This window comes from Micromonospora sediminicola (assembly GCF_900089585.1).
In the GTDB taxonomy this organism is placed as follows: domain Bacteria; phylum Actinomycetota; class Actinomycetes; order Mycobacteriales; family Micromonosporaceae; genus Micromonospora; species Micromonospora sediminicola.
Window position 1 is genome coordinate 1,092,013 of the sequence record NZ_FLRH01000004.1, and the last position, 26,995, is coordinate 1,119,007.

The 26,995-nt window shown below is 74.2% G+C and carries 25 protein-coding genes, 3 tRNA genes and 1 pseudogene; 10 read left to right on the forward strand and 19 right to left on the reverse strand.

Annotated elements, in window-relative coordinates:
- Positions 1–9: 9 nt before the first annotated feature.
- Positions 10–1,017: an NAD(P)H-dependent glycerol-3-phosphate dehydrogenase gene (locus GA0070622_RS26575; protein WP_091580459.1), complete on the reverse strand. Its 1,008-nt coding sequence runs from the start codon at positions 1,015–1,017 to the stop codon at positions 10–12.
- Complete coding sequence (locus GA0070622_RS26580; RefSeq protein WP_091580463.1) at positions 1,014–1,739, reverse strand: lysophospholipid acyltransferase family protein; 726 nt, start codon at positions 1,737–1,739, stop codon at positions 1,014–1,016. The genes GA0070622_RS26575 and GA0070622_RS26580 overlap by 4 nt, the downstream gene beginning before the upstream one ends.
- Before the next feature lie 96 nt (positions 1,740–1,835).
- Here GA0070622_RS26580 and cofC point away from each other — a divergent pair.
- The 3 genes and pseudogenes from cofC to GA0070622_RS26595 all read left to right on the forward strand — a co-directional run.
- Positions 1,836–2,465 (forward strand): annotated as a pseudogene (gene cofC / locus GA0070622_RS33295) (2-phospho-L-lactate guanylyltransferase); the annotation flags it as partial.
- A gap of 270 nt (positions 2,466–2,735) precedes the next feature.
- Positions 2,736–5,039 (forward strand): RNA degradosome polyphosphate kinase, encoded by a 2,304-nt coding sequence (locus tag GA0070622_RS26590; protein WP_176558708.1) that lies wholly within the window; start codon positions 2,736–2,738, stop codon positions 5,037–5,039.
- A 40-nt stretch (positions 5,040–5,079) separates the two neighbouring features.
- Positions 5,080–5,961 (forward strand): NUDIX hydrolase, encoded by an 882-nt coding sequence (locus GA0070622_RS26595; protein WP_176558709.1) that lies wholly within the window; start codon positions 5,080–5,082, stop codon positions 5,959–5,961.
- 13 nt (positions 5,962–5,974) lie between these two features.
- Here GA0070622_RS26595 and GA0070622_RS26600 read toward each other — a convergent pair whose 3' ends face one another.
- The 4 genes from GA0070622_RS26600 to leuC all read right to left on the reverse strand — a co-directional run bounded on the left by GA0070622_RS26600 (position 5,975) and on the right by leuC (position 10,893).
- On the reverse strand, positions 5,975–7,927 hold the full coding sequence (locus tag GA0070622_RS26600; RefSeq protein WP_091580479.1) for an endonuclease/exonuclease/phosphatase family protein: 1,953 nt from the start codon (positions 7,925–7,927) through the stop codon (positions 5,975–5,977).
- Between the two features lie 133 nt (positions 7,928–8,060).
- Complete coding sequence (locus GA0070622_RS26605; protein ID WP_091580483.1) at positions 8,061–8,687, reverse strand: HU family DNA-binding protein; 627 nt, start codon at positions 8,685–8,687, stop codon at positions 8,061–8,063.
- A 160-nt stretch (positions 8,688–8,847) separates the two neighbouring features.
- Positions 8,848–9,435: a 3-isopropylmalate dehydratase small subunit gene (leuD, locus tag GA0070622_RS26610; RefSeq protein WP_091580488.1), complete on the reverse strand. Its 588-nt coding sequence runs from the start codon at positions 9,433–9,435 to the stop codon at positions 8,848–8,850.
- Positions 9,436–9,450: 15 nt separating this feature from the next.
- Entirely contained in the window at positions 9,451–10,893 is a 1,443-nt protein-coding gene (gene leuC, locus GA0070622_RS26615; RefSeq protein ID WP_091580492.1) for a 3-isopropylmalate dehydratase large subunit, read from the reverse strand.
- Between the two features lie 49 nt (positions 10,894–10,942).
- Between leuC and GA0070622_RS26620 the strand changes: the two genes are divergently transcribed.
- A complete protein-coding gene (locus GA0070622_RS26620) occupies positions 10,943–11,629 on the forward strand; it encodes an IclR family transcriptional regulator (protein WP_013284529.1) in 687 nt (228 codons plus the stop codon).
- A 394-nt stretch (positions 11,630–12,023) separates the two neighbouring features.
- Here GA0070622_RS26620 and GA0070622_RS26625 read toward each other — a convergent pair.
- From GA0070622_RS26625 to GA0070622_RS26640, 4 genes are all read right to left on the reverse strand, one after another.
- Positions 12,024–12,096 (reverse strand) — tRNA-Glu (locus tag GA0070622_RS26625).
- A 152-nt stretch (positions 12,097–12,248) separates the two neighbouring features.
- A tRNA-Glu gene (locus tag GA0070622_RS26630) sits at positions 12,249–12,321 on the reverse strand.
- A 75-nt stretch (positions 12,322–12,396) separates the two neighbouring features.
- Positions 12,397–12,468: transfer RNA gene (locus GA0070622_RS26635), tRNA-Gln, on the reverse strand.
- Positions 12,469–12,574: 106 nt separating this feature from the next.
- Complete coding sequence (locus GA0070622_RS26640) at positions 12,575–13,378, reverse strand: fumarylacetoacetate hydrolase family protein (protein ID WP_091580496.1); 804 nt, start codon at positions 13,376–13,378, stop codon at positions 12,575–12,577.
- A 157-nt stretch (positions 13,379–13,535) separates the two neighbouring features.
- Between GA0070622_RS26640 and GA0070622_RS26645 the strand changes: the two genes are divergently transcribed.
- Positions 13,536–14,945, forward strand: a complete 1,410-nt coding sequence (locus GA0070622_RS26645) for a hypothetical protein (RefSeq protein WP_091580499.1) — start codon at positions 13,536–13,538, stop codon at positions 14,943–14,945.
- Between the two features lie 34 nt (positions 14,946–14,979).
- Positions 14,980–15,951 carry a 3-methyladenine DNA glycosylase gene (locus GA0070622_RS26650; RefSeq protein ID WP_245666835.1) on the forward strand — a complete coding sequence of 324 codons (972 nt, stop codon included), beginning with the start codon at positions 14,980–14,982 and terminating at the stop codon, positions 15,949–15,951.
- On the opposite strand, the gene GA0070622_RS26655 is transcribed toward GA0070622_RS26650, so the two are convergent.
- The 8 genes from GA0070622_RS26655 to GA0070622_RS26690 form a co-directional block, all read right to left on the reverse strand.
- The gene (locus GA0070622_RS26655) at positions 15,896–16,471 is read right to left on the reverse strand and encodes a GNAT family N-acetyltransferase (protein WP_091580503.1); all 576 of its coding nucleotides are present in this window, start codon (positions 16,469–16,471) and stop codon (positions 15,896–15,898) included. The two genes, GA0070622_RS26650 and GA0070622_RS26655, sit on opposite strands and share 56 nt — an antisense overlap.
- Before the next feature lie 49 nt (positions 16,472–16,520).
- The gene (gene arfB, locus GA0070622_RS26660; RefSeq protein ID WP_091580508.1) at positions 16,521–16,946 is read right to left on the reverse strand and encodes an alternative ribosome rescue aminoacyl-tRNA hydrolase ArfB; all 426 of its coding nucleotides are present in this window, start codon (positions 16,944–16,946) and stop codon (positions 16,521–16,523) included.
- A 10-nt stretch (positions 16,947–16,956) separates the two neighbouring features.
- Complete coding sequence (locus GA0070622_RS26665; RefSeq protein ID WP_091580512.1) at positions 16,957–17,253, reverse strand: hypothetical protein; 297 nt, start codon at positions 17,251–17,253, stop codon at positions 16,957–16,959.
- 88 nt (positions 17,254–17,341) lie between these two features.
- Positions 17,342–18,202, reverse strand: a complete 861-nt coding sequence (locus tag GA0070622_RS26670; protein WP_091580515.1) for a S1C family serine protease — start codon at positions 18,200–18,202, stop codon at positions 17,342–17,344.
- A gap of 47 nt (positions 18,203–18,249) precedes the next feature.
- Positions 18,250–19,209: a VWA domain-containing protein gene (locus GA0070622_RS26675; protein ID WP_091580518.1), complete on the reverse strand. Its 960-nt coding sequence runs from the start codon at positions 19,207–19,209 to the stop codon at positions 18,250–18,252.
- A complete protein-coding gene (locus tag GA0070622_RS26680) occupies positions 19,206–20,264 on the reverse strand; it encodes a DUF58 domain-containing protein (RefSeq protein ID WP_091580523.1) in 1,059 nt (352 codons plus the stop codon). The genes GA0070622_RS26675 and GA0070622_RS26680 overlap by 4 nt, the downstream gene beginning before the upstream one ends.
- On the reverse strand, positions 20,261–21,310 hold the full coding sequence (locus tag GA0070622_RS26685; protein ID WP_091580527.1) for an AAA family ATPase: 1,050 nt from the start codon (positions 21,308–21,310) through the stop codon (positions 20,261–20,263). Before GA0070622_RS26685 ends, GA0070622_RS26680 begins: the two co-directional genes overlap by 4 nt.
- Positions 21,311–21,502: 192 nt before the next feature.
- Positions 21,503–22,027, reverse strand: a complete 525-nt coding sequence (locus GA0070622_RS26690) for a hypothetical protein (protein WP_091580532.1) — start codon at positions 22,025–22,027, stop codon at positions 21,503–21,505.
- Between the two features lie 323 nt (positions 22,028–22,350).
- On the opposite strand from GA0070622_RS26690, the gene GA0070622_RS26695 reads away from it, so the two are divergent.
- Complete coding sequence (locus GA0070622_RS26695) at positions 22,351–23,343, forward strand: endonuclease/exonuclease/phosphatase family protein (protein WP_369700162.1); 993 nt, start codon at positions 22,351–22,353, stop codon at positions 23,341–23,343.
- A 10-nt stretch (positions 23,344–23,353) separates the two neighbouring features.
- Here GA0070622_RS26695 and cimA read toward each other — a convergent pair whose 3' ends face one another.
- Positions 23,354–24,952, reverse strand: coding sequence for a citramalate synthase (cimA, locus tag GA0070622_RS26700; protein WP_091580536.1), 1,599 nt, complete (start codon positions 24,950–24,952; stop codon positions 23,354–23,356).
- Positions 24,953–25,266: 314 nt separating this feature from the next.
- Between cimA and GA0070622_RS26705 the strand changes: the two genes are divergently transcribed.
- From GA0070622_RS26705 to GA0070622_RS26715, 3 genes are all read left to right on the forward strand, one after another.
- Positions 25,267–25,827 (forward strand): peroxiredoxin, encoded by a 561-nt coding sequence (locus GA0070622_RS26705; RefSeq protein ID WP_091580540.1) that lies wholly within the window; start codon positions 25,267–25,269, stop codon positions 25,825–25,827.
- 2 nt (positions 25,828–25,829) lie between these two features.
- Positions 25,830–26,360 (forward strand): alkylhydroperoxidase, AhpD family, encoded by a 531-nt coding sequence (ahpD, locus tag GA0070622_RS26710; protein ID WP_091580544.1) that lies wholly within the window; start codon positions 25,830–25,832, stop codon positions 26,358–26,360.
- A gap of 161 nt (positions 26,361–26,521) precedes the next feature.
- Positions 26,522–26,986, forward strand: coding sequence for a PRC-barrel domain-containing protein (locus GA0070622_RS26715; RefSeq protein ID WP_091580548.1), 465 nt, complete (start codon positions 26,522–26,524; stop codon positions 26,984–26,986).
- Positions 26,987–26,995 lie beyond the last annotated feature (9 nt).

The following is a 26,995-nucleotide window of genomic DNA, read 5'->3' on the forward strand; positions in this document are numbered from 1 at the left end:
CCCACCCGCTCACTCGTACGACTCCGGCTTGGCGGTCCGGCTCATCAGCGCGTCCACGGCGAGGCGGGGGTCCATCCCCTCGTGACAGATCCGCTCGATCTGCTCGGTGATCGGCATCTCCACCCCGTGCGCCCGGGCCAGGTCGCGGATGGCCAGGCAGCTCTTCACGCCCTCGGCGGTCTGCCGGGTGGCCGCCTGCGCCTGCTCCAGCGTCTCGCCCCGGCCCAGGTGCTCGCCGAAGGTGCGGTTGCGGGCCAGCGGGGACGAGCAGGAGGCGACCAGGTCACCCATGCCGGCCAGGCCGGCGAAGGTGATCGGGTCGGCGCCGAGCGCCACGCCCAGCCGGGCGGTCTCGGCCAGGCCACGGGTCATCAGCATGGCCCTGGTGTTGTCGCCGAAGCCCATCGCGGTGGCGATCCCGTACGCCAGCGCGATCACGTTCTTCACCGCCCCGCCCAGCTCGCACCCGATCACGTCGTCGTTGGTGTACGGGCGGAAGTAGGGCGTCCGGATCGAGGCCTGCACCAGCGCGGTGCGGCGGCTGTCGGTGCCGGCGACCACGGTGGCGGCCGGCTGCTCGGCGGCGATCTCCGGGGCCAGGTTGGGCCCGGAGACGACCACCACCCGGTCGGCCGGCACCCCGGCCGTCTCGGTGATCACCTGGCTCATCCGCTTGGTGGTGCCCAGCTCGATGCCCTTCATCAGGGACACCAGCGTGGCGTCGGGGGCCAGGTGGGGCGTCCAGTCGGCCAGGTTTCCGCGCAGCGTCTGCGACGGCACCGAGAGCACCACCACCTCGGCGCCCTCGATCGCCTCGGCGGCGTCGCCGGTGGCGGTGACCCGCTCGGGCAGGCGCACGTCCGGCAGGTAGTCCGGGTTGTGCCGTCCGGTCCGGATCGCCTCGGCCACGGCGGCGCGGCGGGCCAGGACGGTGACGTCCCGCCCGGCGTCGGCGAGGATCTTGGCGAACGCGGTTCCCCAGGACCCGGCGCCGAGGACCGCGACGTGCCCGCTCATTCGGAGACCTCCGGGGTGCCGCTGCGGGCCGGCCGCTGCCAGAGCGGTGGCGGGGTGCCACCGCGGATCTCGGCGACCAGGTCACGGATCCGCAGCATGATGGTGTCCGTCATCTCCTCCAGGATCGCCCGGGTCGGCGTGGCGCCGGCCCACCGGCTCAGGTCGACCGGCGGCCCGGCCACCACCGTCACCGGGGTACGCGGGCGCAGCCCGATCCGCGCCGTCCGGGGGTCGAACATCCGCTCCGGGCCGACCATGGCCACCGGGATCACCGGGGCGCCGGTGGCCAACGCCAGCCGGGCCGCGCCGGTCTTGCCCTTCATCGGCCACAGCTGCGGCTCCCGGGTCGTGGTGCCCTCCGGGTAGATCACCACGGCGCCCCCCTCGTCCAGCGCGGCGATCAGCTTGTCCAGCGACTTGACCGCCTCGACGCTGCCCCGCTCGACCGGGATCTGCCTGCACCGGTGCAGGATCCAGCCGATCACCGGGACCCGGAAGACGCTGGCCTTGCCCAGGAACTGCGGCCAGCGCCCGGCGTCGTAGATGAAGTGCGCGGAGACCAGCGGGTCGGCGTGCGAGATGTGGTTGGGCACGATGATGATCCCGCCGTCGCGGCGCAGGTGCTCCATCCCCCGCCAGGTGCGCCTGGTCCACACCGTCAACACCGGCTTCACCAGCACCACGGCGAACCGTTGCCAGAATCCCAGCCTCCGCGGTGCCACAGTGCCTCCTCGTTCCGCCCCACGCGCCCCGGGAGAGAATCATGCCTGCTCGCCCCCGGTCCGGCCAGTGCGGGTACCGCCACCGGCGCTGGCAGGATGGTCGGCGTGCCTGAGCCGAGCTGGACCGTGGTGATGCCGGTGAAGCGCCTCGGCGCCGCGAAGAGCCGGTTGCGGGGCGCGCTGCCCGGCGTACCCCACGAGGAGCTGGCGCTGGCCCTGGCGGCCGACACGCTGCGCGCGGTGCGGGCGTGCCCGGCGGTCGCCCGGGTGCTGGTGGTCACCGACGATCCCCGGGTGGGCGCGGCGGCGACCGCCGCGGGCGCCCGGGTCGTTGCCGACCCGGGCGGCGGGCTGAACGCGGCCTTCCGGCACGGCGCGGCCCTCGCCGGGCCCGGGGAGGCGGTGGCCGCCCTCACCGCCGACCTGCCGGCGCTGCGCCCGGCCGAGCTGGCCGCGGCCCTGCGCGCGACCGAGGGGGTACGCGGGTTCGTGGCCGACGCCCCGGGCGGGGGCACGGTGCTGCTCGCCGTGCCGGCCGGGGTGCCGCTGGCCCCCCGCTTCGGCCCCGGCTCGGCCGGCGCGCACGCCGCCGGCGGCGCGCTGCCGCTGGTCGGCGACTGGCCCAGCCTGCGCCGGGACGTGGACACCCCGCCCGACCTGGCCGCCGCCGCCGGCCTGGGCGTGGGCCCCCGCACCGGGGCGCTGCTGGCCCGGGTCGCCGGTCCGGTCCGGTACGGTGCTGGCATGCAGGGCACGGTGGCCACCTACGACGCGTCGACCCGCAGCGGGGTGCTGCTGCTCGACGACGGCACCGAGCTGGCCTTCCCGGCCCGCGCGTTCGACGCGTCCGGGCTGCGGCTGCTGCGGCTCGGCCAGCGGGTGCGCGTGGAACGCGACGCGGCCGGCGAGGTGGTCCGGGTGACCTTGCCGACCATGGCGTGAACAACCTGGCCGGAGTTCATTTTCTGTTCACCCTCGTCAGGGAATCATGAGGTGGTGAGCACCCCTCGCGAGCACTCCGACCCGCCGCCCCTCCTCGACCCCGGCACGCCCCGCAACGGCCGCCCCACGCGCGGCCCCGACGGGCGGTTCCGGCAGACCCGGCCGCCCGAGGAGCGTCTCGGCGCCGACCCGGACGCGGCCGGCGCGACCGGGCTGGACGAGCCGCTCGACCCGGTGGAGGGGCCCGGCCCGGCCGACGGGACCGACCCCGACGCCGGCCCGCCGACCGCGCAGCCGCTGCCCGAGGACCGCTTCCTCAACCGCGAGCTGTCCTGGCTCGACTTCAACGCCCGGGTGCTGGCGCTCGCCGAGGACCCGCGCACGCCGCTGCTGGAGCGCGCGAAGTTCCTGGCGATCTTCGCCAGCAACCTGGACGAGTTCTTCATGGTCCGGGTGGCCGGGCTCAAGCGCCGGCTCTCCGCCGGCCTGCCGGTGCGCGGCGGTGACCGGCTGCCGCTGCGCACCCAGCTCGAACTGATCACCGAGAAGACCGCCGACCTGGTCGCCCGGCACGCCGCCTGCTTCGTCGACGACGTGCTGCCCCGGCTCGCCGAGGAGGACATCCGGGTCCTGCGGTGGAGCGACCTGGACGACGCCGAGCGGGAGCGGCTGCGCACCTGGTTCCGCGAGCACATCTTCCCGGTGCTCACGCCGCTCGCGGTCGACCCGGCGCACCCGTTCCCCTACATCTCCGGCCGGTCGCTGAACCTGGCCGTCTCGGTCCGCGACCCGGACGGCGGTTCGGAGCTGTTCGCCCGGGTCAAGGTGCCGAACAACGTCCCCCGGTTCGTCCGGGTGGCGAAGGACCGGCCCGGGGTGCGTTTCCTGCCGGTGGAGGACCTCATCTCCGTCCACCTCGGCCAGCTCTTCTCCGGCATGCAGGTGGTCGAGTGCCACCTGTTCCGGGTCACCCGCAACGCCGAGGTGGAGGTCGACGAGGACCGCGACGAGGACCTGCTCCAGGCCCTCGAACGGGAGCTGGCCCGGCGCCGGTTCGGCCCGCCGGTGCGGCTGGAGGTGGCCGCCTCCATCTCCGACCACATGCTGGAGCTGCTCGTCCGCGAGCTGGACATGGACGGGCACGACGTGCTGCGGGTCCGCGGTCTGCTCGACCTGTCCGCCCTGTGGCAGGTCTACGGCGAGGCCGACCGACCCGACCTCAAGGACCCGCCGTTCGTGCCGGCCACCCACCCGCGCCTGGCCGAGGGCGAGGTGCCGCGCAGCGTGTTCGCCACGCTGCGCGACGGCGACGTGCTGGTGCACCACCCCTACCACTCGTTCGCGACCAGCGTGCAGCGCTTCGTGGAGCAGGCCGCGGCCGACCCGAACGTGCTGGCCATCAAGCAGACGCTCTACCGCACCAGCGGCGACTCCCCGATCGTCGACGCGCTGGTCGACGCGGCCGCCGCCGGCAAGCAGGTGGTGGTGCTGGTGGAGCTGAAGGCGCGCTTCGACGAGGTGGCCAACATCGGCTGGGCGCGCACCCTGGAGCGGGCCGGCTGCCACGTGGTCTACGGCCTGGTGGGGCTCAAGACGCACTGCAAGACCGCGCTGGTGGTGCGCCAGGAGGGCAACCAGATCCGGCGCTACTGCCACATCGGCACCGGCAACTACCACCCGAAGACCGCCCGGCTCTACGAGGACTTCGGCATGCTCACCGCCGACCCCGAGATCGGCGCCGACCTGACCGACCTGTTCAACGTGCTCACCGGCTACAGCCGGCAGACCGCGTTCCGCCGGCTGCTGGTCGCCCCGCAGGGCATCCGCAGCGGCCTGATCGAGCGGATCGACCGGGAGATCGAGCACGTCCGGCTCGGCATGCCGGGGCTGGTGCAGTTCAAGGTGAACTCCCTCGTCGACGAGGAGATCACCGACGCGCTCTACCGGGCGTCGCGGGCCGGCGTCCACGTCGACCTGCTGATCCGGGGAATGTGCACGCTGCGCCCGGGCGTGCCCGGGCTGTCGGAGAACATCCGGGTCCGCTCGATCCTCGGCCGGTTCCTGGAGCACTCGCGCGTCTTCCGGTTCGGCAACAACGGCGACGCGGAGTTCTGGATGGGCTCGGCCGACCTGATGCACCGCAACCTGGACCGCCGGGTGGAGGCGCTGGTGCAGGTGAGCGACCCGGTGGCCCGGGCCGAGCTGGACCACGTCCTGGCCACCGCGTTCGACAGCGACGTGGACGCGTTCGAGCTGGCCGCGGACGGCACCTGGCACCGGCGTACCGGCACCGACGACGCGCCGCTGACCCACCTGCAGGACCTGCTGTTGCGCCGGGTCGGCGGTCGGGCGGACTGAGCGGGCCGTGCCGGGCGACGGGCGGGCATACGGTGAGCGGATGAGCGACGACGAACCGGTGCGGATCCGGGCGGCGGGTGGCGTCGTCTGGCGTCCGGGTCCCACCGGCGTCGAGATCTGCCTGGTGCACCGCCCCCGCTACGGCGACTGGTCACTGCCCAAGGGCAAGCTGGACGCCGGCGAGCACCCGCTGGTCGCCGCCGTGCGGGAGGTGGCCGAGGAGACCGACGTGCGGGCCGTGCCGCAGGTCCGCCTGCCCACGGTCCGCTACCGCAGCGAGGGCCGGGCCAAGGCGGTCGACTGGTGGTCGATGCGGGCCGTCGGCGCCGGCGGCTTCCAGCCCGGCACCGAGGTCGACGAGGTGGCCTGGTACGCGGTGGACGACGCCGCCCGCCGGGTCAGCTATCCGCACGACGCCGAGGTGATCGCCGCGTTCGCGGCGTTGCCGCCGGTCACCGCGACGCTGCTGCTGGTCCGGCACGCGCACGCCGGCAAGCGGGGCACGTGGACCGGCCCGGACACCGGCCGCCCGCTGGACGCCGAGGGGTGGGCCCAGGCGCAGGCGCTGGTCCCGCTGGTGTCCCTGGTCCGCCCGGTGCGCCTGCTCTCCGCCTCGGCCCGCCGCTGCGTGCAGACGCTGGACCCGGCGGCGGCCCGGCTGGACCTGCCGATCGAGATCTGCGGCGACCTCGACGAGCCGGTGCCGGGGCAGCAGGCCGAGGAGTGCGCGTTGGCCGCCGCGGCGCGGCTGACCGCGCTGGCCGGGGCCGGCGAGCCGGTCGCGGTGTGCAGCCAGGGCAAGGTGATCCCGGGCGCGCTGGAACGGCTCACCGGTCGCGCCGACGACTTCACCACCGCCAAGGGCGGCGGCTGGCTCCTTCCGTTCGCCGGCGACCGCCTGGTGGCCCCCGACCGATTGTGAGTCGGCTCCCGGCTCAGGGCAGCGTGACGGTGAGCGTCACCGGGAGGTGGTCGCTGGCCTCGGTTCGGGGGGCGCGCACCTCGGCGGCGGTCAGCCCCGGCGAGACGAGGACGTGGTCGATCTGGGCGCGCGGGTCGTCGGCGGGGCTGGTCCGCAGCGGCCGGGCGGCGGCCAGCGCGTCCACCAGACCGGCCCGGGTGAACTCGGCGAACGCCGGATCGTCCGGCTCGGTGTTGAGGTCGCCGCCGAGCACCAGCGGCCGGCCGGCCGCGTATTCGCTGGCGAACGCGGCCACCTCGCGGGCCTGTTCCACCGGATCCCGGCCGGGCGGCGGTTGCAGGTGGGTGGCGACCACGGCCAGCTCGCGGCCACCGAGGTCGAGCGTCACGCCGAGCGCCTGCGCCCCGGTCGGCGCGCCGTGCGCGGTCAACGGCCGGGTCCGGCCCGTGCGCACCGGGAATCGGGTGAGCACCGCGTCGCCCCACACCGGGTCGGCGGCGGGCGCGAAGACGTACGGCATCCCCAGCCGACCGGCCAGCAGCGCCACCGTGTCGTGCCCGCCGTTGAGCCACCAGCCCCGGTCCACCTCGCTGAGCAGCACCACGTCCGCCCCGCGCAGCTGTCGGGCGACCGCGTCGAGGTCCAGCCGGCCGTCGATGCCGAAGCCCATCCGGATGTTGTAGGCGGTGACCCGCACCGTCCCCGGCGGGCCGCCCGGCCGGGGGTCCGACGGCGGGACGTGCAGGTGGGTGCCGAGCCCGGCCGACGCCGTCAGGCCGAGGAGGAGCCAGGTCCGCGCCGGATCGGGCAGGGTCGGGGCGGACCACGGTGGCCCGGTGAACGCCACCAGAGCGACCAGGACGGCCGCGGCGACCGGCACCCACCCGTTGGGGTACCCGAGGTCGTAGGCGGCGTAGTAGGCCACCGTGGCCACCGCGAAGACCAGCATTCCGACGACGGCGGCCCGACCGCGCCGCGCCGCCGCCCGTCCGTCCGGGTCGGCGCCGGCCACCGCGTCGTCGGTCGCCGAGTCGGTCAGCGCCAGGCAACCGCCGAGCCCGGCGGCGGTGAGCAGGTACGCCGGGACCAACCGCCCGGTCGCGAACAGCACCGCGCCGGCGACCAGCGCGACCGGCCAGAGCACCCGGGCGAGTCGGGTCGGCATCCGGAGCAGCACGCCCGCCAGGAACAGCAGGACCGCGTACCCGCCCAGCACCGGGACGGCGGGACGGGCGAGGCCGGGGAAGTCGGGGGAACCGGTGCCGGCGGCGGCGCTCCAGACCGCCGGGGCGAGCGCGATCTGGTTGGCCAGCAGCAGCGCCGGACCGCAGAGCAACCAGGCCCGCCGCCCGGCCGCCACCGGTGGCGTCTCCCGCACCGGTTCCGATGCCGCCCCGAACCGGTCCGGCGACACCGGCCCGGGCGTCGGCGCGGCGGACGGCATCCCCGGCCGTCGTGCCGCGGCGAGCCCGGCCGCGGCGAGGAACGCCAGCACCAGCGGGACGCTCAGGCTCCACCCGAGCACACCGCCGCGCCAGACCAGGTCCTCGGTGCCGAGCAGGGCGTGCCCGACCGCGTTGCCGGCCAGGCCGAGCGCCAGCCCGGCGACCGGCCGGTCGACGAGCGCGGCGGCCGCGGCGAGCCAGACCAGTCCGGCGAGCAGCCCGGCGCACGCCAGCCAGAGCTGGGCCGTGCCACCGGGACCGGCGGTCAGGAGCAGGCGCACGACGGCCAGCACGCCGGCCGCCGCGAGGCCGACCGGGCGGACGCCGAGCCGGCGTACCAGGCCGGGCGCGGCCAGCGCGAGCACGAACCAGCCGAGCGCGAACGCGCCGAGCAGCTCGGCGGGCGTCTCGGCGGCGCGGCCGAAGAGCGTGATGACCGACGGGAGCCAGACCCGAAGCACGTCCAGCAGGACCGTGACGCCCAGGGCGAGCGCGAGGGTGCAGAGGTGACGGTGCCGCACGGGCGCCTCTTCTCGTGACCGACGGGGGTTTCGGCACGGCGATTCTGCGCGGCGGCGCGGCGGGCGGTCAACGCGTACCCACGGACGAGGGCGCCCACCGCGAACGGTGGGCGCCCTCGGTGGGACGGTCCGGTCAGCGCCGGGTGGCGGCCTTCTTGGCCGGCGCCTTCTTCGCGGGCGCCTTCTTCGCCGCCGCGGTCTTCTTGGCCGTGGCCGACTTGGCCGCGGTCGTCTTCTTGGCCGCGGTGGTCTTCTTGGCCGTGGCGGACTTCGCCGCGGTCGTCTTCTTCGCCGCCGCGGTCTTGGTCGCGGTGGCCTTCTTGGCCGGTGCGGCCTTCTTGCTCGCGGCGGTGGTCTTGGTGGCCTTCGCCGCCGTGGTCTTCTTCGCGGCCCCGGTGGTCTTCGCCGCCGTGGTCTTCTTCGCCGCCGCCGTGGTCTTGGCGGCCCCGGTGGTCTTCTTCGCGGCGGCGGTGTCCTTCGGCACCTTGCCGCTGGCCACCATCTCCTTGAAGCCCGCGCCCGCCCGGAAGGTCGGGACGGAGGTCTTCTTGACCTTCACCGCCTCGCCGGTCCGCGGGTTGCGCGCTGTTCGGGCTCCCCGGACGCGCTTCTCGAACGCTCCGAAACCGGTGATCGCCACCTTCTCGCCCTTGGTGACCGCCGCCTGGACCTCAGCGAGAACCGCGTCGAGCGCGGCCGTCGCCGTCTTCCGGTCCCCCAGGCGAACGGCGAGCGCCTCGATGAGCTCGGCCTTGTTCACGACTTCCTCCCGATTGTGCAACTGACTCGACGCGAGCCATTCTGCGCGCACGGTATGCCCTGTGCTGCCTGGACACAAACATTCGGTGGAAAAAAGCCCTTGTGTCGCAACGGATTCGCCCCCACCGGCCGGGCCGGTGGGGGCGAAAAGGGGGTACGGGTCAGGCGATCGAGGGCAGGAACACCGGCCGGGAGGCCTCGTACGTGGCGATGTCGGCCTCGTGCCGGAGGGTGAGTCCAATGTCGTCCAAGCCCTCCATCAGCCGCCACCGACTGTGGTCGTCCAGCGGGAAGGCCCAGGTGGCATCCCCGGCGCGGACCTCGCGGGCGTCGAGATCAACGGTGACCGGAGTGGTCGGATCGGATTCCGCGAGCGCCCAGAGTTGCTCCACGGCACTCAATTCCAGCTCGACCGGAAGGAGCCCTTCCTTCAGCGCGTTGCCGCGGAAGATGTCGCCGAAGCGGGGCGACACGACGGCCCGGAAGCCCCAGTCCCGCAGCGCCCAGACGGCATGCTCCCGGGACGATCCGGTGCCGAACTCCGGACCGGCCACAAGAATCGACGCTCCCGAATAAGCGGGATCGTTGAGAACGAATGACGGGTCCTCCCGCCACGCATTGAACAGGCCGTCGGCGAAACCGGTCCGGGTCACCCGCTTGAGGTACACGGCGGGGATGATCTGGTCGGTGTCCACATTGGACCGCCGCAGCGGCACCACGGTGCCGGTGTGGGTGGTGAACTTGTCCATCTCTCGGCTGCCCTTCTACAGGTCGGCGGGGGCGGCCAGCCGGCCGACCACGGCGGTGGCGGCGGCGACCGGCGGGGACACCAGGTGGGTACGCCCGCCCCGGCCCTGGCGGCCCTCGAAGTTGCGGTTGGAGGTCGAGGCGGAGCGCTCCCCGGGCCTGAGCGTGTCGGGGTTCATCCCCAGACACATGGAGCAGCCGGCGAACCGCCACTCGGCTCCCGCGTCGGTGAAGACCTGGTCCAGCCCCTCGATCTCGGCCGCCTCCCGGACCGCGGCGGAGCCGGGGACCACGAGCATGCGTACGCCGTCGGCGACCCGCCGCCCGCGCAGCACGTCGGCGGCGGCCCGCAGGTCCTCCAACCGGCCGTTGGTGCAGGAGCCGACGAAGACCACGTCGACGGCGAGGTCGCGCAGCGGGGTGCCGGGGGTGAGGTCCATGTATTCCAACGCCCGCCGGGCGGCGACCCGCTCCGGCTCGGTGTCGAACGCCTCCGGGTCCGGCACGGTCGCGCCCAGCGGCACGCCCTGACCGGGGTTGGTGCCCCAGGTGACGAACGGCGTGATCCGGCTCGCGTCCAGCGTGACCTCGGTGTCGAACGTCGCGCCCTCGTCGGTGGGCAACGTCCGCCAGTATTCCAGCGCCGCGTCCCAGTCGGCCCCCTGGGGCGCGTTCGGCCGCCCCTTCAGGTACGCGAACGTGGTCTCGTCCGGCGCGATCATGCCGGCCTTGGCGCCCCACTCGATGGACATGTTGGCGATCGTCATCCGCCCCTCCATCGAGAGGTCGCGGATGGCCTCGCCCCGGTACTCGACGATGTGGCCGCGACCGCCGCCGGTGCCCACCTGCGCGATCAGCGCGAGCACCAGGTCCTTGGCGGTGACGCCGGGCGCCAGTTCGCCGACCACGTTGACCGCCATGGTGCGCGGGCGGGCCTGCGGCAACGTCTGGGTGGCGAGCACGTGCTCGACCTCGCTGGTGCCGATGCCGAACGCGAGCGCGCCGAACGCGCCGTGGGTGGCGGTGTGCGAGTCGCCGCAGACGATCGTCATACCGGGCTGGGTGAGACCCAGCTGCGGGCCGATGACGTGCACGATGCCCTGGTTCTCGTCGCCCAGCGGGTGCAGCCGCACCCCGAACTCGGCGCAGTTGCGGCGCAGCGTCTCGATCTGGGTGCGGGAGGTGGGGTCCGCGATCGTGAGCAGGTCGCCGCGCCGGGAGCGGAAGGCCGGGTCGTCGTACCCGGTCGGGGTGTTGTGGTCCTCGGTCGCGATCGTCAGATCGGTCCGGCGCACCCCGCGCCCGGCCAGGCGCAGCCCGTCGAACGCCTGCGGGCTGGTCACCTCGTGCAGCAGGTGCAGGTCGATGAAGAGCAGGTCCGGCTCGCCGGCGGCGGAGCGGACCACGTGCGCGTCCCAGACCTTCTCGGCCAGGGTCCTCGGTTGAGTGACTCCCACCATCTGGACATCCTAAATTCTGGGAGGTAAATTTCGGCTTGTGGGACACAGTATGAGCGGTGTCGGCGTTCTCGACAAGGCGGTGGTCATCCTGGCCGCCTGTGTCGACGGCGCCAGCCTGGCCGAACTCGTTGAACGCACCAAGCTGCCCCGGGCCACCGCGCACCGGCTGGCACAGGCGCTGGAGATCCACCGGATGCTGGTCCGGGACACCCAGGGCCGATGGCGCCCGGGTCCGCGCCTGGGCGAGCTGGCCAACGCGGCCCCGGACGTGCTGCTCACCGCCGCCGAGCCGCTGCTCGCGGCGCTGCGCGACGCCACCGGCGAGAGCGCCCAGCTCTACCTGCGCCGCGCCGACGAGCGCATCTGCGTGGCCGCCGCCGAGCGCGCCAGCGGCCTGCGGGACACCGTCCCGGTCGGCTCGGTGCTGCCGATGACCGCCGGCTCGGCGGCCCAGATCCTGCTCGCCTGGGAGCCACCGGAAGCGGTCATGCCGCTGCTCCCCCGCTCCAAGTTCACCGGCCGCACGCTGGCCGAGGTGCGCCGGCGCGGCTGGGCGCAGAGCGTCGCGGAGCGGGAGGCCGGCGTGGCGAGCGTCTCCGCCCCGATCCGGGACCGCACCGGACGGGTGATCGCCGCGATCAGCATCTCCGGCCCGATCGAACGCCTCGGCCGCCGCCCCGGCGAACGCCACGCCATGGCCGTCGTCCGCGCCGGCCAACGCCTCTCCGGCCTCTGACCCCCGGCTGCCCGGCTGCCCGGCTGCCCGGCTGCCCGGCTGCCCGGCTGCCCGGCTGCCCGGCTGCCCGGCTGCCCGGCTGCCCGGCTGCCCGGCTGCCCGGCTGCCCGGCTGCCCGGCTGCCCGGCTGCCCGGCTGCCCGGCTGCCCGGCTGCCCGGCTGCCCGGCTGCAAGATCTTGGCACGAAAGGGCCCCTGGAGGGGCCGTTTCCTACCAAGATCTTCGCTGTTCCCGGCGGCGGCAGCCGTCCCGCCCGTCGATCAAGGAGTTTGCTTCGGATCGGGGCAGCCCGGGTGACGCAAACTCCTTGATCAACGAGGAGGGACCGGGCCGGAGGGTAGACAGAATGGCGAACGGCCCGTCTCGCGGGAGCGAGACGGGCCGTTCGATGACGTAGCCCCGACCGGATTCGAACCGGCGCTACCGCCTTGAGAGGGCGGCGTCCTGGGCCGCTAGACGACGGGGCCAGGCACTTTTCCTGCTTCACCACCCTGCCGGGCGGTGTGGCAGTAGTCTAGCCGCACCGCGTTCGGCACCGCCGCGGGGGGTCACCCCCTGCGCTGCGCACCGAACAGCAGAACAGCCCGCCCCCGGGAAGTGGGACGGGCTGACGGTGCTGTAGCCCCGACCGGATTCGAACCGGCGCTACCGCCTTGAGAGGGCGGCGTCCTGGGCCGCTAGACGACGGGGCCAGAACCTTCTTGCACTCCGGCAGTGGTGAACTGCCGGAATCCAGCGACCGGGGTTCTTGCGAACCCGCGGCTGCGCTGGGGTACCAGGACTCGAACCTAGACTAACTGAACCAGAATCAGTCGGGCTGCCAATTACCCCATACCCCATTGGCCCCTTGCGGCGCCGGGAATGAACTTTACCCTCCCGGTGCCGACAGGCCAAATCCAACCCCCCGAACCACCCTTGACCTGCGGAAACGGGGCGTCGGACGGATCAGGCGACGGGGACCACGGGGTTGCTGAGTTCCCCGATCCCCTCGATCCGCACGGTGACCGTATCCCCGTCGGTGAGCGGGCTAACCCCCGCCGGCGTGCCGGTGAGCACCACGTCGCCGGGAAGCAGCGTCATCACGTGCGAGATGTAGGACACCAGGCCCGGCACGTCGAAGACCATGTCCTTGGTCCGGCCGAGCTGGCGTACCTCCATCTCCTCCGGGTTGCGGCCCACCTCGCACCGGATCTCCAGGTCGGCCACGTCCAGCCCGGTGGTGATCCACGGACCGATGGGGCAGAACGAGTCGAAGCCCTTGGCCCGGGTCCACTGGCCGTCGGACCGCTGGAGGTCCCGCGCGGTGACGTCGTTGGCGCAGGTGTAGCCGAAGATGGCCCGCTCGGCGGCGGCCCGGTCGGCCCGGCGGGCGCCCGGCGCCCCGATCACCACGGCCAGCTCCGCCTCGTGCTCCACCTGCTTCGAGAAGATCGGCAGGCGGATGGCGTCCCGCGGACCGATCACCGAGGTGGACGGCTTGAGGAAGAGCAGCGGCTCCTTGGGCACCTCGCTGCCGTGCTCGGCGGCGTGCTCGGCGTAGTTACGGCCGACACAGACCACCTTGCTGGGCAGGATCGGCGACAGGAGCCGGACGTCGGAGAGCGCCCAGCGGGCGCCGGAGAACTGGATCTGCCCGAACGGGTGGCCCTCGATCTCGGCGATGGTCAGGCCCTGCGGCCCGGCCTCCGGTTCGCCCTCGACGACTCCGAACGACATTCCCTTGGCATGAGCGAAACGAGCGATACGCACCTGGCCAATCTATCCCCGACACCGGCGGGTGGCGGCCGGTCCGGCCCGGCGCGGCCGGCCAGGGTACGCCGGATCACACCGGCCGGGGCGGGATTGCCGGCTTCGTACCCGCCCGGCGGGCCCCGGACCATAGCTTCGGGTCCGGAGGTTCGTTGGTATGCCTGCATCGAGACGACACCACAGGACCCTGGCAGTGCTGGTGAACTGCCTCGGCGTCATCGCCGCCGTGCCCGCGCTGCCCCCGGCGGCGCCCCGGGCGACCGCCGCTCCCGCCCGACCGGCCCCACCGCCGGCCGCGGTCGCGGCGCCGGCCCGCCCGGCCGCGGCGGCCACCCCGATCCCGACCGGCGTCCCGGCGGTGCCGCCCGCGGTGCCGACCACCGGCCCGGCTCCGGTCCCGGCGTCGATGCCACCGGTGAGCGTGGCGGTGGGCGCGGCCGGCACGCCGACGCCGGGTTACCGGATCGAGGTGCGCAACGCCGCTACGACACCGGTCGAGACGCTGGTGCGGCAGGAGCTGCCGACCGGCTCCCGCGCCACCACCGTGACCGGCGGGGGCCGGGCCACCGGACCGGTCGGGGCGACCGCCGGCGAGGTCACCTGGCGGCTGCGGCTGCCGGCGCGGAGCACCACCACGCTGCACACCGCGCTCACGGTCACCGGTCCGGGCCGTTCGGTGACGGCCCCCACCTGCGTCTACGGCACCGACGGCACCCGCCCGTACGACTGCGCCACGGCGACCTGGGTGGGCGCGGCCACGGCGCCGGCGGCGCAGGTGACGGCGGCCCCGGCCTGGCGTCGTCCGCCGGTGCTGCTCGCCGCGTTCGCGGCGCTGCTGGTGCTCACCGGCGGCCTGCTCTGGTGGGTGGCGGCCCGGCGACGCCGCCGGCCCGCCGCGACGAGCGAGGGCACGGTCGGGGCGTCGGGCACGACCGGGCCCCGACCGGCCGAACCGGTCGGGGCGGGCGGCCCGGAGGACCGGGGCACCGTCTACCCGCGCCCGGCGCTGCCCACGCCCGCCGTCCGACGTCGCCGGCCGCCGGTCTGGCTGGTGGTCGGCGTGGCCGCCGCGGTGCTGGCCGGCGTGGTCGGGGCGGCGGCGTGGACGGCCACGCAGCGGGTCGCCGCGATGGACACCACCAAGCAGCCGACCAGCGGCGCCTGGGTGGGCAGCAGCGTCACCGGCGCGCTGGGGGTGCCGTTGCGGGAGACCGCGTTCGAGTTCACCGTCTACCGGATGAGCTGCGGCACGGGGGTGCTCCCGGCGGCGCCCGGCGGCGGGCGGCCGTGCCTGGCCACCGTGGGCGTGCGCAACCTCACGTCCGAGCAGCAGACGTGGCACGGTCAGTTGCAGCGCGCGTACCTGCCCGGCGGCAACTGGGTGGCCGCGGACGAGAACGCCACGCGGGTGGCGAACCTCGGCCGGGACGTGTTCGCCCAACCGGTGGCCGCCGGGCGGCGGGTGCTGCTGCCGCTGGTGTTCACCGTGCACGGCGGCGAGCCGCCGAAGCAGTTGGAGCTGCGCAGCGGGGTGTTCTCCGCCGGCGTGCGGGTGGACGTGGACTGACCGGGGTGCGGGCGGCGGTCGTACCCTGGGGTCCGTGACCGCCGCCCTCGCCCCCGCCGCCGTGCTCGACGCGGCCGACTGGCAGGCCCGCCGGCGCGCCCACGAGGAGCGGGTCGACGCCTGGCTGGCGCCGCACCTGGCGCGCCGCCGCACCGGGGTGAAGCATCCGGTGGAGGACTTCCTGTTCACCTACTACTCGCACCGCCCGGCGCAGTTGCGCCGCTGGCACCCGGGTGCGGGCGTGGCGCTGCGCGACGCCGACCCGGCCGGGTTCGGCCCGGACTACACCGCCGGCGCCGCCGGGCTCACCCTCGACACCGAGCGGGTACGCGCGCGGCGCGCCGAGTCGATCGACTGGATCCGTACGCTGCTGGCGGCGACCGCCGGTCGCCCGGCGCACCTGGGCTGCTTCGGCATGCACGAGTGGGCGATGGTCTACCGGCAGACGCAGGAGCAGGTGCGGCACAACGCCTGGCCGTTGCGGCTGAGCCCGGAGGCGACCGCGGCGGTGGTCGAGGAGCGTGGCGTGCGGTGCAGCCACTTCGACGCGTTCCGGTTCTTCACCGGCCCGGCCCGGCCGCTCAACGTGCTCCAACCGACCCGGGAGAGTCAGCACGCGCTGGAGCAGCCGGGCTGCCTGCACGCCAACATGGATCTCTACAAGTGGGCGTACAAGCTCTCGCCGCTGGTGCCGTCGGAGCTGGTCGCGGACGCGTTCGCGCTGGCCCGGGAGATCCGCGTGCTGGACATGCGGGCCAGCCCGTACGACCTGGCGGACCTGGGCCACCCGCCGGTGCCGGTGGAGACCCCGGAGGGCCGGTCCGAGTACGCCGCCGCCCAGCGCGGCTTCGCCGAGCGGGCCGCCGGGCTGCGGTCCCGCCTGCTGGCCGCGCTGGACCGGGCGGCACCCGCCGGGGTCGGGGCGGCGCCGGCGCTTCGACGCCTCGGACTCAACCCTCCGGATGCCCCCGGTGTCGGGCCCACTCCGGCGCGAGGATCGACATGACGGTGGCGTCCACCCAGCCGTCGCCGTCGCGCAGCACCTGCCGCAGCGTCCCCTCGGCCACGAAGCCGACCTTCTCGTAGGCCCGCCGGGCGCGCGGGTTGAACGCGAACACCTCCAGCCCGACGCGGTGCAGGCCGAGCTGCTCGAAGCCGTAGCCGACGATCAGCCGGACCGCCTCGGTGCCGAGGCCCCGGTCCCGGCCGGCCGGCCCGATCAGGGTGCGGAAGTTGCAGCTCGCGTTGGCGCGGTCCCACTCGTTCAGCACCACCTCGCCGACGCAGCGCCCACTGGCGCGGTCGACCACGGCCAGGTCGAGCCGGTCGGTCTGGCTGTTGCGGGTGCCGTACCAGGCCCGCAGCCGGGTGTCGGGGAAGTCCTCCCCGGGCGGGCTCCCGGTCAGCCGGGCCACCTCCGGGTCGGCCAGGATCTCCGCCAGCGCGGGCAGGTCGTCGTCGTGGAACGGGCGCAGCAGCACACGCTCGCCGGTGAGCGTGGGCTTGACGGAGAAACCGGTCGGCACGCGGGAAATTCTCCTGGCCGGCCGGCCGGCTGATCAACCGGGTTTCGGGTCAGTCACCGTCGACCCGACGGTCGCGCTTGCGCTGCGACTGCCGCTTCTTCTCGGCCAACCGGCGCTCCTTGGCGCCCCGTGACGGTCGGGTCGGGCGGCGCGGCTTCGGCGGCGGGGCGACCGCCTCGCGCAGCAGGGCGGCCATCCGCTCCCGGGCCGCCTCCCGGTTGGCCAGTTGCGCGCGGTGCTCGCTGGCCGCGACGGTCAGCACGCCGTCGACCAGCCGCCCGGCGAGCCGGGTCAGGGCCCGTTCCCGCAGCGACTCGGGCACGCTCGGCGAGCCGGCCAGGTCGAAGCTCAGCTCGACCCGCGAGTCGGTGGTGTTGACCCCCTGCCCGCCCGGCCCGGACGACCGGGAGAACCGCTCCCGCAGCTCGGCGGCGGGCACCACGAGCCGGTCGGTCACCCGCAGTCCGTCGTCCACGCCCCCGAGGCTAGCGCCCCGGACGGTGGCTCGGGGTGGGGGTTCCGGTCGGGGTGGGACTGGCCCGCTCCTCGTCCGAGCCGGACGCCGCGTACGCCGCCGCGCCGACCGTCAGCAGGGCGATCACAGCGATCTTGACGATCACGCCACGGATCGCGGTCCAGGCGTTGCGCCGGGCGCCGGGCACGCTGGTCCGGATCGTCTGGTAGTCCTTCCAGCCGCGCTGGGCACGGGCGTACGACGCGCCGACACCGGCGCCGATGACCAGGCCCACCACGAGGAGGGCCGCGATGACAGCTTGCTCCACCTCCGCCAGTATCCATACTCAGCGTAATATTTCCATTGTCCGATGCTCCCACGCCGGATATCCGACAGTTCCGCGGCGTCTGCGCAGCTCAGCCGCCCCGACCGATGATGGTGTCGGCGGTCTGCTGGACCTGGTCGATCGGGATGGCGAAGCCGATGCCGATCGAGCCGTTCCCGTCGATGGTGGCGATGGCGGTGTTGACCCCGACCACCTCGCCGCGCGCGTTCACCAGCGGCCCACCGGAGTTGCCCGGGTTGATCGAGGCGTCGGTCTGCACCGCCGTGTGCCGGCCGTTGCCGATCCGCACCTGCCGGTTGAGCGCGCTGACGATACCGGCGGTGACGGTGCCGGCCAGCCCGAGCGGCGAGCCGACCGCGAGCACCGGCTCCCCCACCCGGGTCGAGTTCGCCTTCGCCAGCGGCAGCGGGGGCAGCCCGGCGGACGCCGGCACCTTGAGCACCGCGAGGTCGCTGCCCGGCTCCCGGCCCACCACCTCGGCGGGGAACCGACGCCCGTCCGAGGTCTCCACCGTCACCGGCCCGGAGCCACCCCGGGCGAGGATGTGGTCGTTGGTGACGATGTGCTGTTCGTTGTCGATGGCGAAGCCGGACCCGGAGGCCCCGGCGCCGGACTTCCCGGCGACCATCACCGACACCACCCCGGGCACCGTCCGCCCGGCGGCGGTGACCAGCTCCGCCGGCACCGGCGCGGCCGAGGCCGCGGACGGGCCGGGCGCGCCCCGGTCGGCGGCCCAGGTGCCGGCCGCCGCGCCGGAGACGGTGGAGAGCGCCACCACCGCCGCCGCGCCCAGCAGCCGGCTCTGCCAGCTCCGCCGCCCCGCCCCCTGGTCGGGGCCGGCCCCGTCCCGGCGCCCGCGCCCGTCCGGGTCCAGCTCCGGCGAGACGAACCACGGACCGCGCGGCTCGCCGAGTCCGGTCTGCACTGCCATGCCTGGCTCCTCACGTGTCGTGCCGTCGTCCGGTCGTGGTGTGCGGATCAGGGCAGCCGGGAGAACCACCGCAGCGACCCGGCGGCGGCGCCCATGGCCAGGACCAGCCCGAGCCCGATGAAGCGGGCCGAGACGTCCTGCCGTTCCGTGCGGTAGCCGACCGACGTGCCGATGTCCTCGTAGACGTCCTTCAGCTCGGCGCTGGTGGACGCCTCGTGGAAACCGCCGCCGGTCTGGTCGGCCACCGCCTTGAGCGTCTGCCCGTCCACCGGCACCTGGATCGCCCGGCCGCCCCGGTCGACCGAGCCGCCGGGTGTGCCGAAGGAGATGGTGTGCACCGGCACCTTCGCGGCGACCGCCTGGTCGGCGGCCTCCATCGGGTCCATCCCGGAGGTGTTGGCGCCGTCGGAGAGGATGATGATCCGGGCCGGCGGCGGGTCCTTCGCGGCGGTGGCGTCCAGGCTCTTCACCGCGCCCAGCGACGTGCTGATCGCCTCGCCGATCGCGGTCCCCTGCACGCCGGTGATCCCCTCGGCGAGCCGTTCGATCCCCTCGTGCAGCGCCTCCCGGTCGGTGCTCGGGGGCACCAGCACCGCCGCGCTGCCGGCGAACGCGACCAGGCCGACGTTGAACTCGTCGGGCAGCCCGTCGACGAACTTCCGGCCGGCCTCCTTGGCCGCGGTCAGCCGGTCCGGGTCCACGTCGGAGGCGAGCATCGAGGTGGAGACGTCCACCGCGACCATCACGGTGGCCCGCTCCCGGGGCACCCGCACCTCCGCCTCCGGCCGGGCGAAGCCGACCACCAGCAGCGCCAGCATGGCGAGGAAGAGTCCGGCCGGGACGTGTCGTCGCCAGGCCGGCCGGCGCGGGGCCACCCGGTCCAGCAGGCGCAGGTTGGTGAACCGGACCGCGTAGCGGCTCTGCCGGCGTTGCAGCACGAGATAGCCGGCGACCAACGCGGCGACGGCGAGCAGCAGCCACAGGCGGGCGGGCGACTGCCAGGTCATGCGGCACCTCCCCGGGCGCCGGCCGGCGCCGTCGCCAGCCGGCGCTGCTCGTGTACGTGCCGGACGACGTCCGCGCACCAGTCCCGGTCGGTGCGCAGCTCCAGGTGGGTCGCGCCGGCCCGGCGCAGCGTGCGGCGGACCTGGTCGCGCTGCTCGGCGGCGGCCCGCGCGAACCGCTCGCGCAGGGCCGGGTCGCCGGTCCATACCTCGCGGTGGCGACCGCTCTCCGGGTCGACCAGGGTGATCAACCCGACGTCGGGCAGCTCCAGCTCGCGCGGGTCGGTCACCTCCACGGCGAGCACCTGGTGCCGGACCGCCAGCCGGCGCAGCGCGGCGGCCCAGGGCGGCGGCGGGCCGTCCGGGTCCTCGGGCAGTTCGTCGAGGAAGTCGGAGACGACCACCACGAGGCCCCGGCCGGTGGCGACCCGGTGCAGGCCGTCCAGCCCGTCGGCGAGGCCCGGCGCGGCGTCCGCCCGGGCGCCGGCCGGACCGGCCGCGCGCGGGTCCGGCCCGTCGTCGGTACGCGGGGCGCCGAGCAGCGCGCGGAGCAGCCCGAGCAGATGGGTACGCCCGCTGCGGGCTGGGAACCGGCGCAGCCCGTCCGGGGCGAGCACCTGGGCGCCGAGCCGGTTGCCGACCCCGGCGGTGAGGAAGCCGACGCAGGCCACCGCCGCCACCGCGAGTTCCCGCTTGTCCAGCGCGGCGGTTCCGTACTCCATGCTGGCGCTGGCGTCGACGACCATCCAGGTGGTCAGCTCCCGGTCGGCGTCGACCTCACGCACGTGCGGGACGGTGGTGCGCGCGGTGACCGCCCAGTCCATCCGCCGGACCTCGTCCTCGCCGGGGCGGTACTCGCGACTGCCGGCCGCCTCACTGCCGGGCCCGGGCAGCAGCCCCCGGTACCGGCCGTGCAGCAGACCGTCCAGCCGCCGGGTCACGGTCAGCTCCAGTCGGCGTACCCGCTGGTCGGGAGCGAGGTCGGCGAGGCCGGGAGCGGCGGCGCCGAGATCGGGCCGGGCGGGCGTGGGCGGGGCGGGGACGGCCCGGCGGGTCATGCCGCCGCCAGGTCCGGCGCCGCCTCCGCGGGCCCGGTCACCAGCCGGGGCGGGGGCACCGCCTCGACCAGCCGGCGCACCACGTCCTCGCCGGAGATGCCGTCGGCGACCGCGTCGAAGGAGAGCACCAGCCGGTGTGCCAGGACGTCCACCGCCAGGTCCCGGATGTCCTCGGGCAGCACGTAGTCCCGGCCGTGGATCAGGGCCTGTGCCCGGGCCGCCGCGACCAGACCGAGCGTGGCCCGGGGACTCGCGCCGTACGCCAGCAGCGGGGCGACGTCGGGCAGCCCGAACCGCCCGGGGTCGCGGGTGGCGAGGATGAGCCGGACCACGTACTCGGCCAGCGCGTGGTGGACGAAGACGTCGGTCGCGCGGCGCTGGAGTTCGCGCAGCCGGGCCGGGTCGAGGACCGGGCGCGGGGTGGGCCGCTCGGTGCTCATCCGGTAGAGGATGGCCAGCTCGTCGGCGTCGCTGGGGTAGTCGACCACGACCTTCATGAGGAACCGGTCGCGCTGCGCCTCGGGGAGTTGGTAGACCCCCTCCGACTCGATCGGGTTCTGGGTGGCCAGCACCAGGAACGGGTCGGGCACCGGCCAGCTCCGCCCGGCGATCGAGACCTGCCGGTCGGCCATCGCCTCCAGCAGGGCCGACTGGACCTTGGCCGGGGCCCGGTTGATCTCGTCGGCGAGGACCAGGTTCGACATGATCGGTCCCAGCTCCACGTCGAACGTCTCGGTGGAGGCGCGGTAGATCCGGGTGCCGACGATGTCCGACGGGACCAGGTCGGGCGTGAACTGGATCCGGGCGAAGGTCCCGCCGACCACCGTGGCCAGCGTCTGCGCGGCCAGCGTCTTGGCCACCCCCGGCACGCCCTCCAGCAGGCAGTGACCGTCGGCGATCAGGGCGGTGAGCAGGCGGTCGACGAGCCGATCCTGCCCGACGATCACGCGTTTGACCTCGAAGAGGGTCTGTTCCAGCTCGACGCCGCTCGCATCGGCATCGACCGGGCTGGGCACGCTGGCCAGGGTGTCCGAGATGTCCGTCACGGTGCTTGCTTCCCGGGCCGGACGCGCGACAAACGTCGGATTATCGGCCCCTGTCCGGCCGTCGGCGGGCCGGACCGGGAGGACCTCCCCGATCGGGCGGCAACGGCGCGAACCGGCGGTGGGACGCCCGGATCGACACGGAACACGACATCGACCCCCGCCGGAGCGGGGGTCGACGCGCGGGCGGGTGGGTCAGTTGGCGATCACGATGTGGAACGGCCGGTCCGAGTAGCCGCCGGAGGAGCTGCGGGTCTGCACGAAGACCCCGGTGGGCGTCAGCGTCCGCGGCGCGGCCGCGACCTCACCGGCCGGGGGCACGTTCGCCGAGTCGTTCGTGCCGAGGGACACGTGGTACGACTTCGCGGACACGTTGTAGTCCAGCAGCACCAGGTACTGGCCGGCGAAGACACCCGGCCCGGGCGCGAACTTGGACGAGGAGACGACGTTGCCGGAGTGCTGGAGCAGCGTCCCGTTCTGGGCGACGACCGCCCAGGCCACCGTGCCCGGCGCCGGCGGGGCCAGGGTGGCCCGCAGGGCCGCCTTGGCGGCCCGCTGCTCGGCGGCGGTCACCGGCGGCTGCTGCGTGGCGTGCCGGACGGCGGGCTGCGGGGCCTTCGCCTGCGGCTGGGCGGCGATCGCGACGCCTCCGCCCGCCACGGTGAGGGACAGGGCGGCGAGTGCCACCACCGTCGCCTTTCGCTTGAAGAATGTGGCCATGACAGATCTCCCTTTTGTGGACCGTGGTGATACGGCCGACCCGCGAATTGCCGCGCGGGACGGATGCTTTCGAGCACGGGCGATCGGGCGCGAACAATTGCGGACCATCGGGTGTCCGCGTCGGGAGCGCACCGCTGCTGAACTGGCCTTACTACAGAGAGTCGCGACGTCTCAACCAGGTTGGAACCTAGCACCGGAAAATGCGACGGGTCAATAGTTCTCATTGCGTGTCCGCGACCCGCCTAAATTGTGAGTGAGTAGCGCTCGACCATTCACGAAATTGCTTCACGGGATGCGGCACGGCGGCCGGTAGCCTGACCGTCGTGATCACGACGGAAGCGCCGACACGCGGTGACGCCCGGGGCGGGCGATGGGTGACGGCGGCGTGCTGGTCGGCCGCCGCGCCGGTGGCCGCCTGGGCGGTGCTGCGCCTGGCCGGGCTGGAGCGGGGTCCGCTGGTGCTGACCACCGCCTTCACGCCGTACGTCGCGGCCCTGGCCTGGGTCGTGGTGGTGCCGGCGCTCGCGCTGCGGCGCCGGGCGCCCGCGGCGGTGGCGGCGCTCGCCGCGCTGGCGCTGCTCGGCGCGGTGGCCCCGCGCGTGCTGCCCGACGACCGGCCCCCGGCCGCCGGCCCGACGCTGCGGCTGCTCACCGCCAACCTGCGCCTAGGCTCCGCCGACCCGGCGGGCCTGGTGGAGCTGGTCCGCGCCCGGCGGGTGGACGTGCTCACCGTGCAGGAACTGACCCCGCGGCTCGCCGCCGACCTGGACCGGCTCGGCCTGGCCACGCTGCTGCCGCACCGGTCGCTGAGCCCTGAGGTGGGCGCCACCGGATCCGGCCTGTACGCCCGCGAGCCGCTGAGCGACACCGGCCACCGGCGCAACCGGGGCTTCTTCTTCACCCAGGCGTACGGGACGGTGGCGGTGCCGGGCGCGCCGCCGCTGCGGGTGGAGTCGGCGCATCCGGCCGCGCCGTACGCGGTCGACGTGGTGCCGGACTGGTGGACCGACCAGCGGGCGCAGCCGCCGGCCACGCCGACCGGCGGGCTCACCGTGCTGGCCGGGGACTTCAACGCCACCCTGGACCACGCGGCGCTGCGCGACCTGATCGCGACCGGCTACACCGACGCGGCCGATGCGACCGGCACCGGCCTCGGTGGCACGTGGGGCCCGTACGACGGGGATCCGATCCCACCGGTCACCATCGACCACGTGCTGGTCGACCGGCGGATCGCGGTCCGCGCCGCCGGCACCTGGCCGGTGCCCGGCAGCGACCACCGGGCGCTGCTGGCCGAGCTGCGCCTGCCGGCGGCGTGAGCCCTCCGTCTCAGGCGGGTGCCCCGTCCTGCGCCCGGGCCCGGTCCAGGCCGTAGGTGAGCGCGTCGACCAGGGCGTGCCAGCTGGCCTCGACCACGTTGGGGTGCACGCCGACGGTGGTCCAGTCGCGGCCGGCGCCGGCGGTCTCCACCAGCACCCGGGTCACCGCGCCGGTGCCGTGGCTGCCCTCCAGGATGCGGACCTTGTAGTCGGCCAGCTCGAACTCGCGCAGCTCCGGGTAGTGCCGGGCCAGCCCCACCCGCAGCGCCTCGTCCAGCGCGTTGACCGGGCCGTTGCCCTCGGCGGTGGCGATCACGCGCTCACCGCGTACCCGGATCTTGACGGTTGCCTCGGAGACCACCGCCCCGTCCTCGCGGTGCTCGACCAGCACCCGGTACGACTCCAGCGCGAACGGCCGGGCCGGCGCGGCGTCCGGCAGCTCCGAGCGGACCAGCAGCTCGAACGACGCGTCGGCGGCTTCGAACGACCAGCCGCCCGCCTCCAGTTCCTTGACCCGGGCGGTGACCGACGACAGCGCGTCCGGATGGCCGGCCAGGTCCAGGCCGAGCTCGCGACTCTTGAGCTCGATGCTGGCCCGGCCGGCCATCTCGGTCACCAGGATCCGCATGTCGTTGCCCACCACGGCCGGGTCGACGTGGTTGTAGAGCAACGGGTCGACCTTGATCGCGCTCGCGTGCAGCCCCGCCTTGTGGGCGAAGGCGGCGGCCCCGACGTAGGCCTGGTGGGTGTCGGGGGCGATGTTGGCGATCTCGGCGATGGCGTGCGAGACCCGCACCATCTGTTCCAGGCAGCCCTCGGGTAGGACGGGCATGCCGAGCTTGAGCTGGAGGTTGGCGACGATCGCGAACAGGTCCGCGTTGCCGGGGCGCTCGCCGTAACCGTTGGCGGTGCCCTGCACGTGCCGGACGCCGGCCTCGACCGCCGCGATGGTGTTCGCCACCGCGCACGCGGTGTCGTTCTGGGCGTGCATGCCGAGCTGCTCGGGCGCGACGCCGGTGCGCGCGACCAACTCCTCGATCGCGGCGGTGACCTGGGAGGGCAGCATGCCGCCGTTGGTGTCGCACAGCACGAACCGCTCGGCGCCGGCGGCCAGCGCGGCCTGCACCACCGCGGCGGTGTAGCCGGGGTCGTGGCGGAAGCCGTCGAACGTGTGCTCCCCGTCGACGAAGACGCGCCGTCCCTGCGCCACCAGGTACGCCACGGTGTCGCGGACCATCGCCAGGTTCTCCTCGGCGGTGGTGCGCAGCGCCCGCTCGACGTGCCGCAGGTCCGCCTTGGCGACCAGCGCCACGGCCGGGGTCCGGGCGTCGAGCAGCCCGCGCACCTGCGGGTCGTCCTCGACCGCCAGGCCGGCCTTGCGGGTGGCGCCGAAGGCGACCAGGACCGCGTGCCGCAGGTCCAGCTCGGTGCGGGCCCGGCGGAAGAACTCGGTGTCCTTGGGTACCGCCCCCGGCCAGCCGCCCTCGATGAAGCCGACCCCGAGGTCGTCGAGCAGGCGGGCCACCGCCAGCTTGTCGACCACCGAGTAGCTGAGCCCTTCACGCTGGGCGCCGTCGCGCAGCGTCGTGTCGTACACCTGGAAGGTCATCGGAGTCCTCTTCTCGTGCCTGGGGGAGCAACAAAAAGACCCCCCGCGGATGCGGGAGGTCTGCGCGCTCGGCGGAGGGGAAGGCCGGCGCGCTAGCTGCCAATGATCAGGACAGAGCTGGTCACGACGAGCACTCTGCCACCTCCGCCGGTTTTTGGGAGGCGAAATCCACATCCCGGGACGGCCGCGTCGCTGGTGATCGTCTTCACACGGGTGACCACCGCCCACGAGCGGAAACGGCGCTACGGAAGTATCTGGAACTGATCCAGTTACTGGCCGGGCCACCCGTACCCGGCCGCTGTCAAGGAGGACCCGTGCTCACTGTCGGTGACCACTTCCCCGAGTACGAACTCACCGCCTGCGTCTCGCTCGACGCCGACAAGGCGTTCGAGACGATCCACCACAAGTCCCACGAGGGCCAGTGGCGCGTCGTCTTCTTCTGGCCGAAGGACTTCACCTTCATCTGCCCGACCGAGATCGCCGAGTTCGGCCGCCTCAACGGCGAGTTCGCCGACCGGGACGCCCAGGTGCTCGGCGTCTCCGTGGACAACGAGTTCGTCCACTACGCGTGGCGCAAGGACCACCCGGACCTGCGCGAGCTGCCCTTCCCGATGGTGAGCGACATCAAGCGCGAGCTGACCGAGGCCTGCGGCGTGCTCGGCGCCGACGGCGTCGCGCAGCGGGCCACCTTCATCGTGGACCCGAACAACGAGATCCAGTTCGCCATGGTGACCGCCGGTTCGGTCGGCCGCAACGTCTCCGAGGTGCTGCGGGTGCTCGACGCGCTGCAGACCGACGAGCTGTGCCCGTGCAACTGGAACTCCGGCGGCGCGACGCTGGACGCCAACGCGCTCCTCGCCGGCGCCGGGGCCTGACGATGGGTCTGGACGCGGTCAAGGCGGCCCTGCCCGACTACGCCAAGGACATCCGGCTCAACCTGAGCTCCACCATCACCACCTCGACGCTCAAGCCGGAACAGGCCTGGGGCACGGCCCTGGCCTGCGCGGTGGCGTCCCGCAACCCGGTGGTGCTGCGGGAGATCGCCGCCGAGGCGGCCGGTCACCTCACGCCCGAGGCGGTCGAGGCCGCCAAGGGCGCGGCGGCGGTCATGGCCATGAACAACGTCTACTACCGGGCCAAGCACCTGATCGGCGACGACCAGTACGCGTCGCTGCCGGCCCGGCTGCGGATGCAGATCATCGCCCGCCCGGGCGTGGAGAAGACCGACTTCGAGCTGTGGTGCCTGGCCGTCTCCGCGATCACCGGCTGCGGCGTCTGCCTGGAGTCGCACGAGAAGACGCTGCGCGCGGCCGGCTTCAGCCGCGACCAGGTGCACGAGGGGCTGCGGATCGCCGCCGTCGTGCACGCCGCCGCGGTGACCCTCGACGCGGAGGCCGCGCTGGCCTGACCGGCCGTACGACCGCCGCGAGCGGGCCGGTGCCGCGAGCCGCGGCGCCGGCCCTCGGCGGTTCCGGAGGGTTGGCAAGCCGGCCAACGGGTAGGAATTCGCGGGACACCGTGACTTTCACTCCCTTGACGACTGGGACAGTCGGGACAGGAGTTACCCCTATGGACAGGCTCGACCCGCACACCACGCACGGCGCCACCGACCCGGTCCTCGACGGCGGCCAGGGCGCCCACGCCGGCGGCGCGCCCGCCGGCGCGTTCGACCCGTGGCGCTACCGCGACGAGGCCGGGGTGGCCAGCGCGGACCTCACCGGCTACAAGGTGGAGGCCACCGACGGCAGCATCGGCAAGATCGACAAGGCCAGCCACGAGGTGGACGACAGCTACCTGGTGGTCGACACCGGCCCGTGGATCTTCGGCAAGAAGGTCATGCTGCCGGCCGGCACCGTGAACCACGTCGACCACGACGAGCGGAAGGTCCACGTCGACCGGGACAAGGACCAGATCAAGGCCGCCCCGGAGTACGACGAGACCAACCACGCCGACCCCGCCTACCGGGACAGGCTCGGCGGCTACTACGGCGAGAACCACTCCGCGCTGCCGCCGGACGGCCCGGCCCGGATCTGACATCCGGTG

Bases quoted from the DNA above. Each gene is read 5' to 3' on its own strand.
- leuD (WP_091580488.1), bottom strand. From the start codon at position 9,435: ATGGACAAGTTCACCACCCACACCGGCACCGTGGTGCCGCTGCGGCGG.
- GA0070622_RS26680 (WP_091580523.1), bottom strand. From the start codon at position 20,264: ATGACCCGCCGGGCCGTCCCCGCCCCGCCCACGCCCGCCCGGCCCGAT.
- GA0070622_RS26690 (WP_091580532.1), bottom strand. From the start codon at position 22,027: ATGGCCACATTCTTCAAGCGAAAGGCGACGGTGGTGGCACTCGCCGCC.
- GA0070622_RS26675 (WP_091580518.1), bottom strand. From the start codon at position 19,209: ATGACCTGGCAGTCGCCCGCCCGCCTGTGGCTGCTGCTCGCCGTCGCC.
- ahpD (WP_091580544.1), top strand. From the start codon at position 25,830: ATGGGTCTGGACGCGGTCAAGGCGGCCCTGCCCGACTACGCCAAGGAC.
- GA0070622_RS26645 (WP_091580499.1), top strand. From the start codon at position 13,536: ATGCCTGCATCGAGACGACACCACAGGACCCTGGCAGTGCTGGTGAAC.
- GA0070622_RS26595 (WP_176558709.1), top strand. From the start codon at position 5,080: ATGAGCGACGACGAACCGGTGCGGATCCGGGCGGCGGGTGGCGTCGTC.
- GA0070622_RS26620 (WP_013284529.1), top strand. From the start codon at position 10,943: ATGAGCGGTGTCGGCGTTCTCGACAAGGCGGTGGTCATCCTGGCCGCC.
- GA0070622_RS26715 (WP_091580548.1), top strand. From the start codon at position 26,522: ATGGACAGGCTCGACCCGCACACCACGCACGGCGCCACCGACCCGGTC.
- cimA (WP_091580536.1), bottom strand. From the start codon at position 24,952: ATGACCTTCCAGGTGTACGACACGACGCTGCGCGACGGCGCCCAGCGT.
- leuC (WP_091580492.1), bottom strand. From the start codon at position 10,893: ATGGTGGGAGTCACTCAACCGAGGACCCTGGCCGAGAAGGTCTGGGAC.
- GA0070622_RS26575 (WP_091580459.1), bottom strand. From the start codon at position 1,017: ATGAGCGGGCACGTCGCGGTCCTCGGCGCCGGGTCCTGGGGAACCGCG.
- GA0070622_RS26670 (WP_091580515.1), bottom strand. From the start codon at position 18,202: ATGGCAGTGCAGACCGGACTCGGCGAGCCGCGCGGTCCGTGGTTCGTC.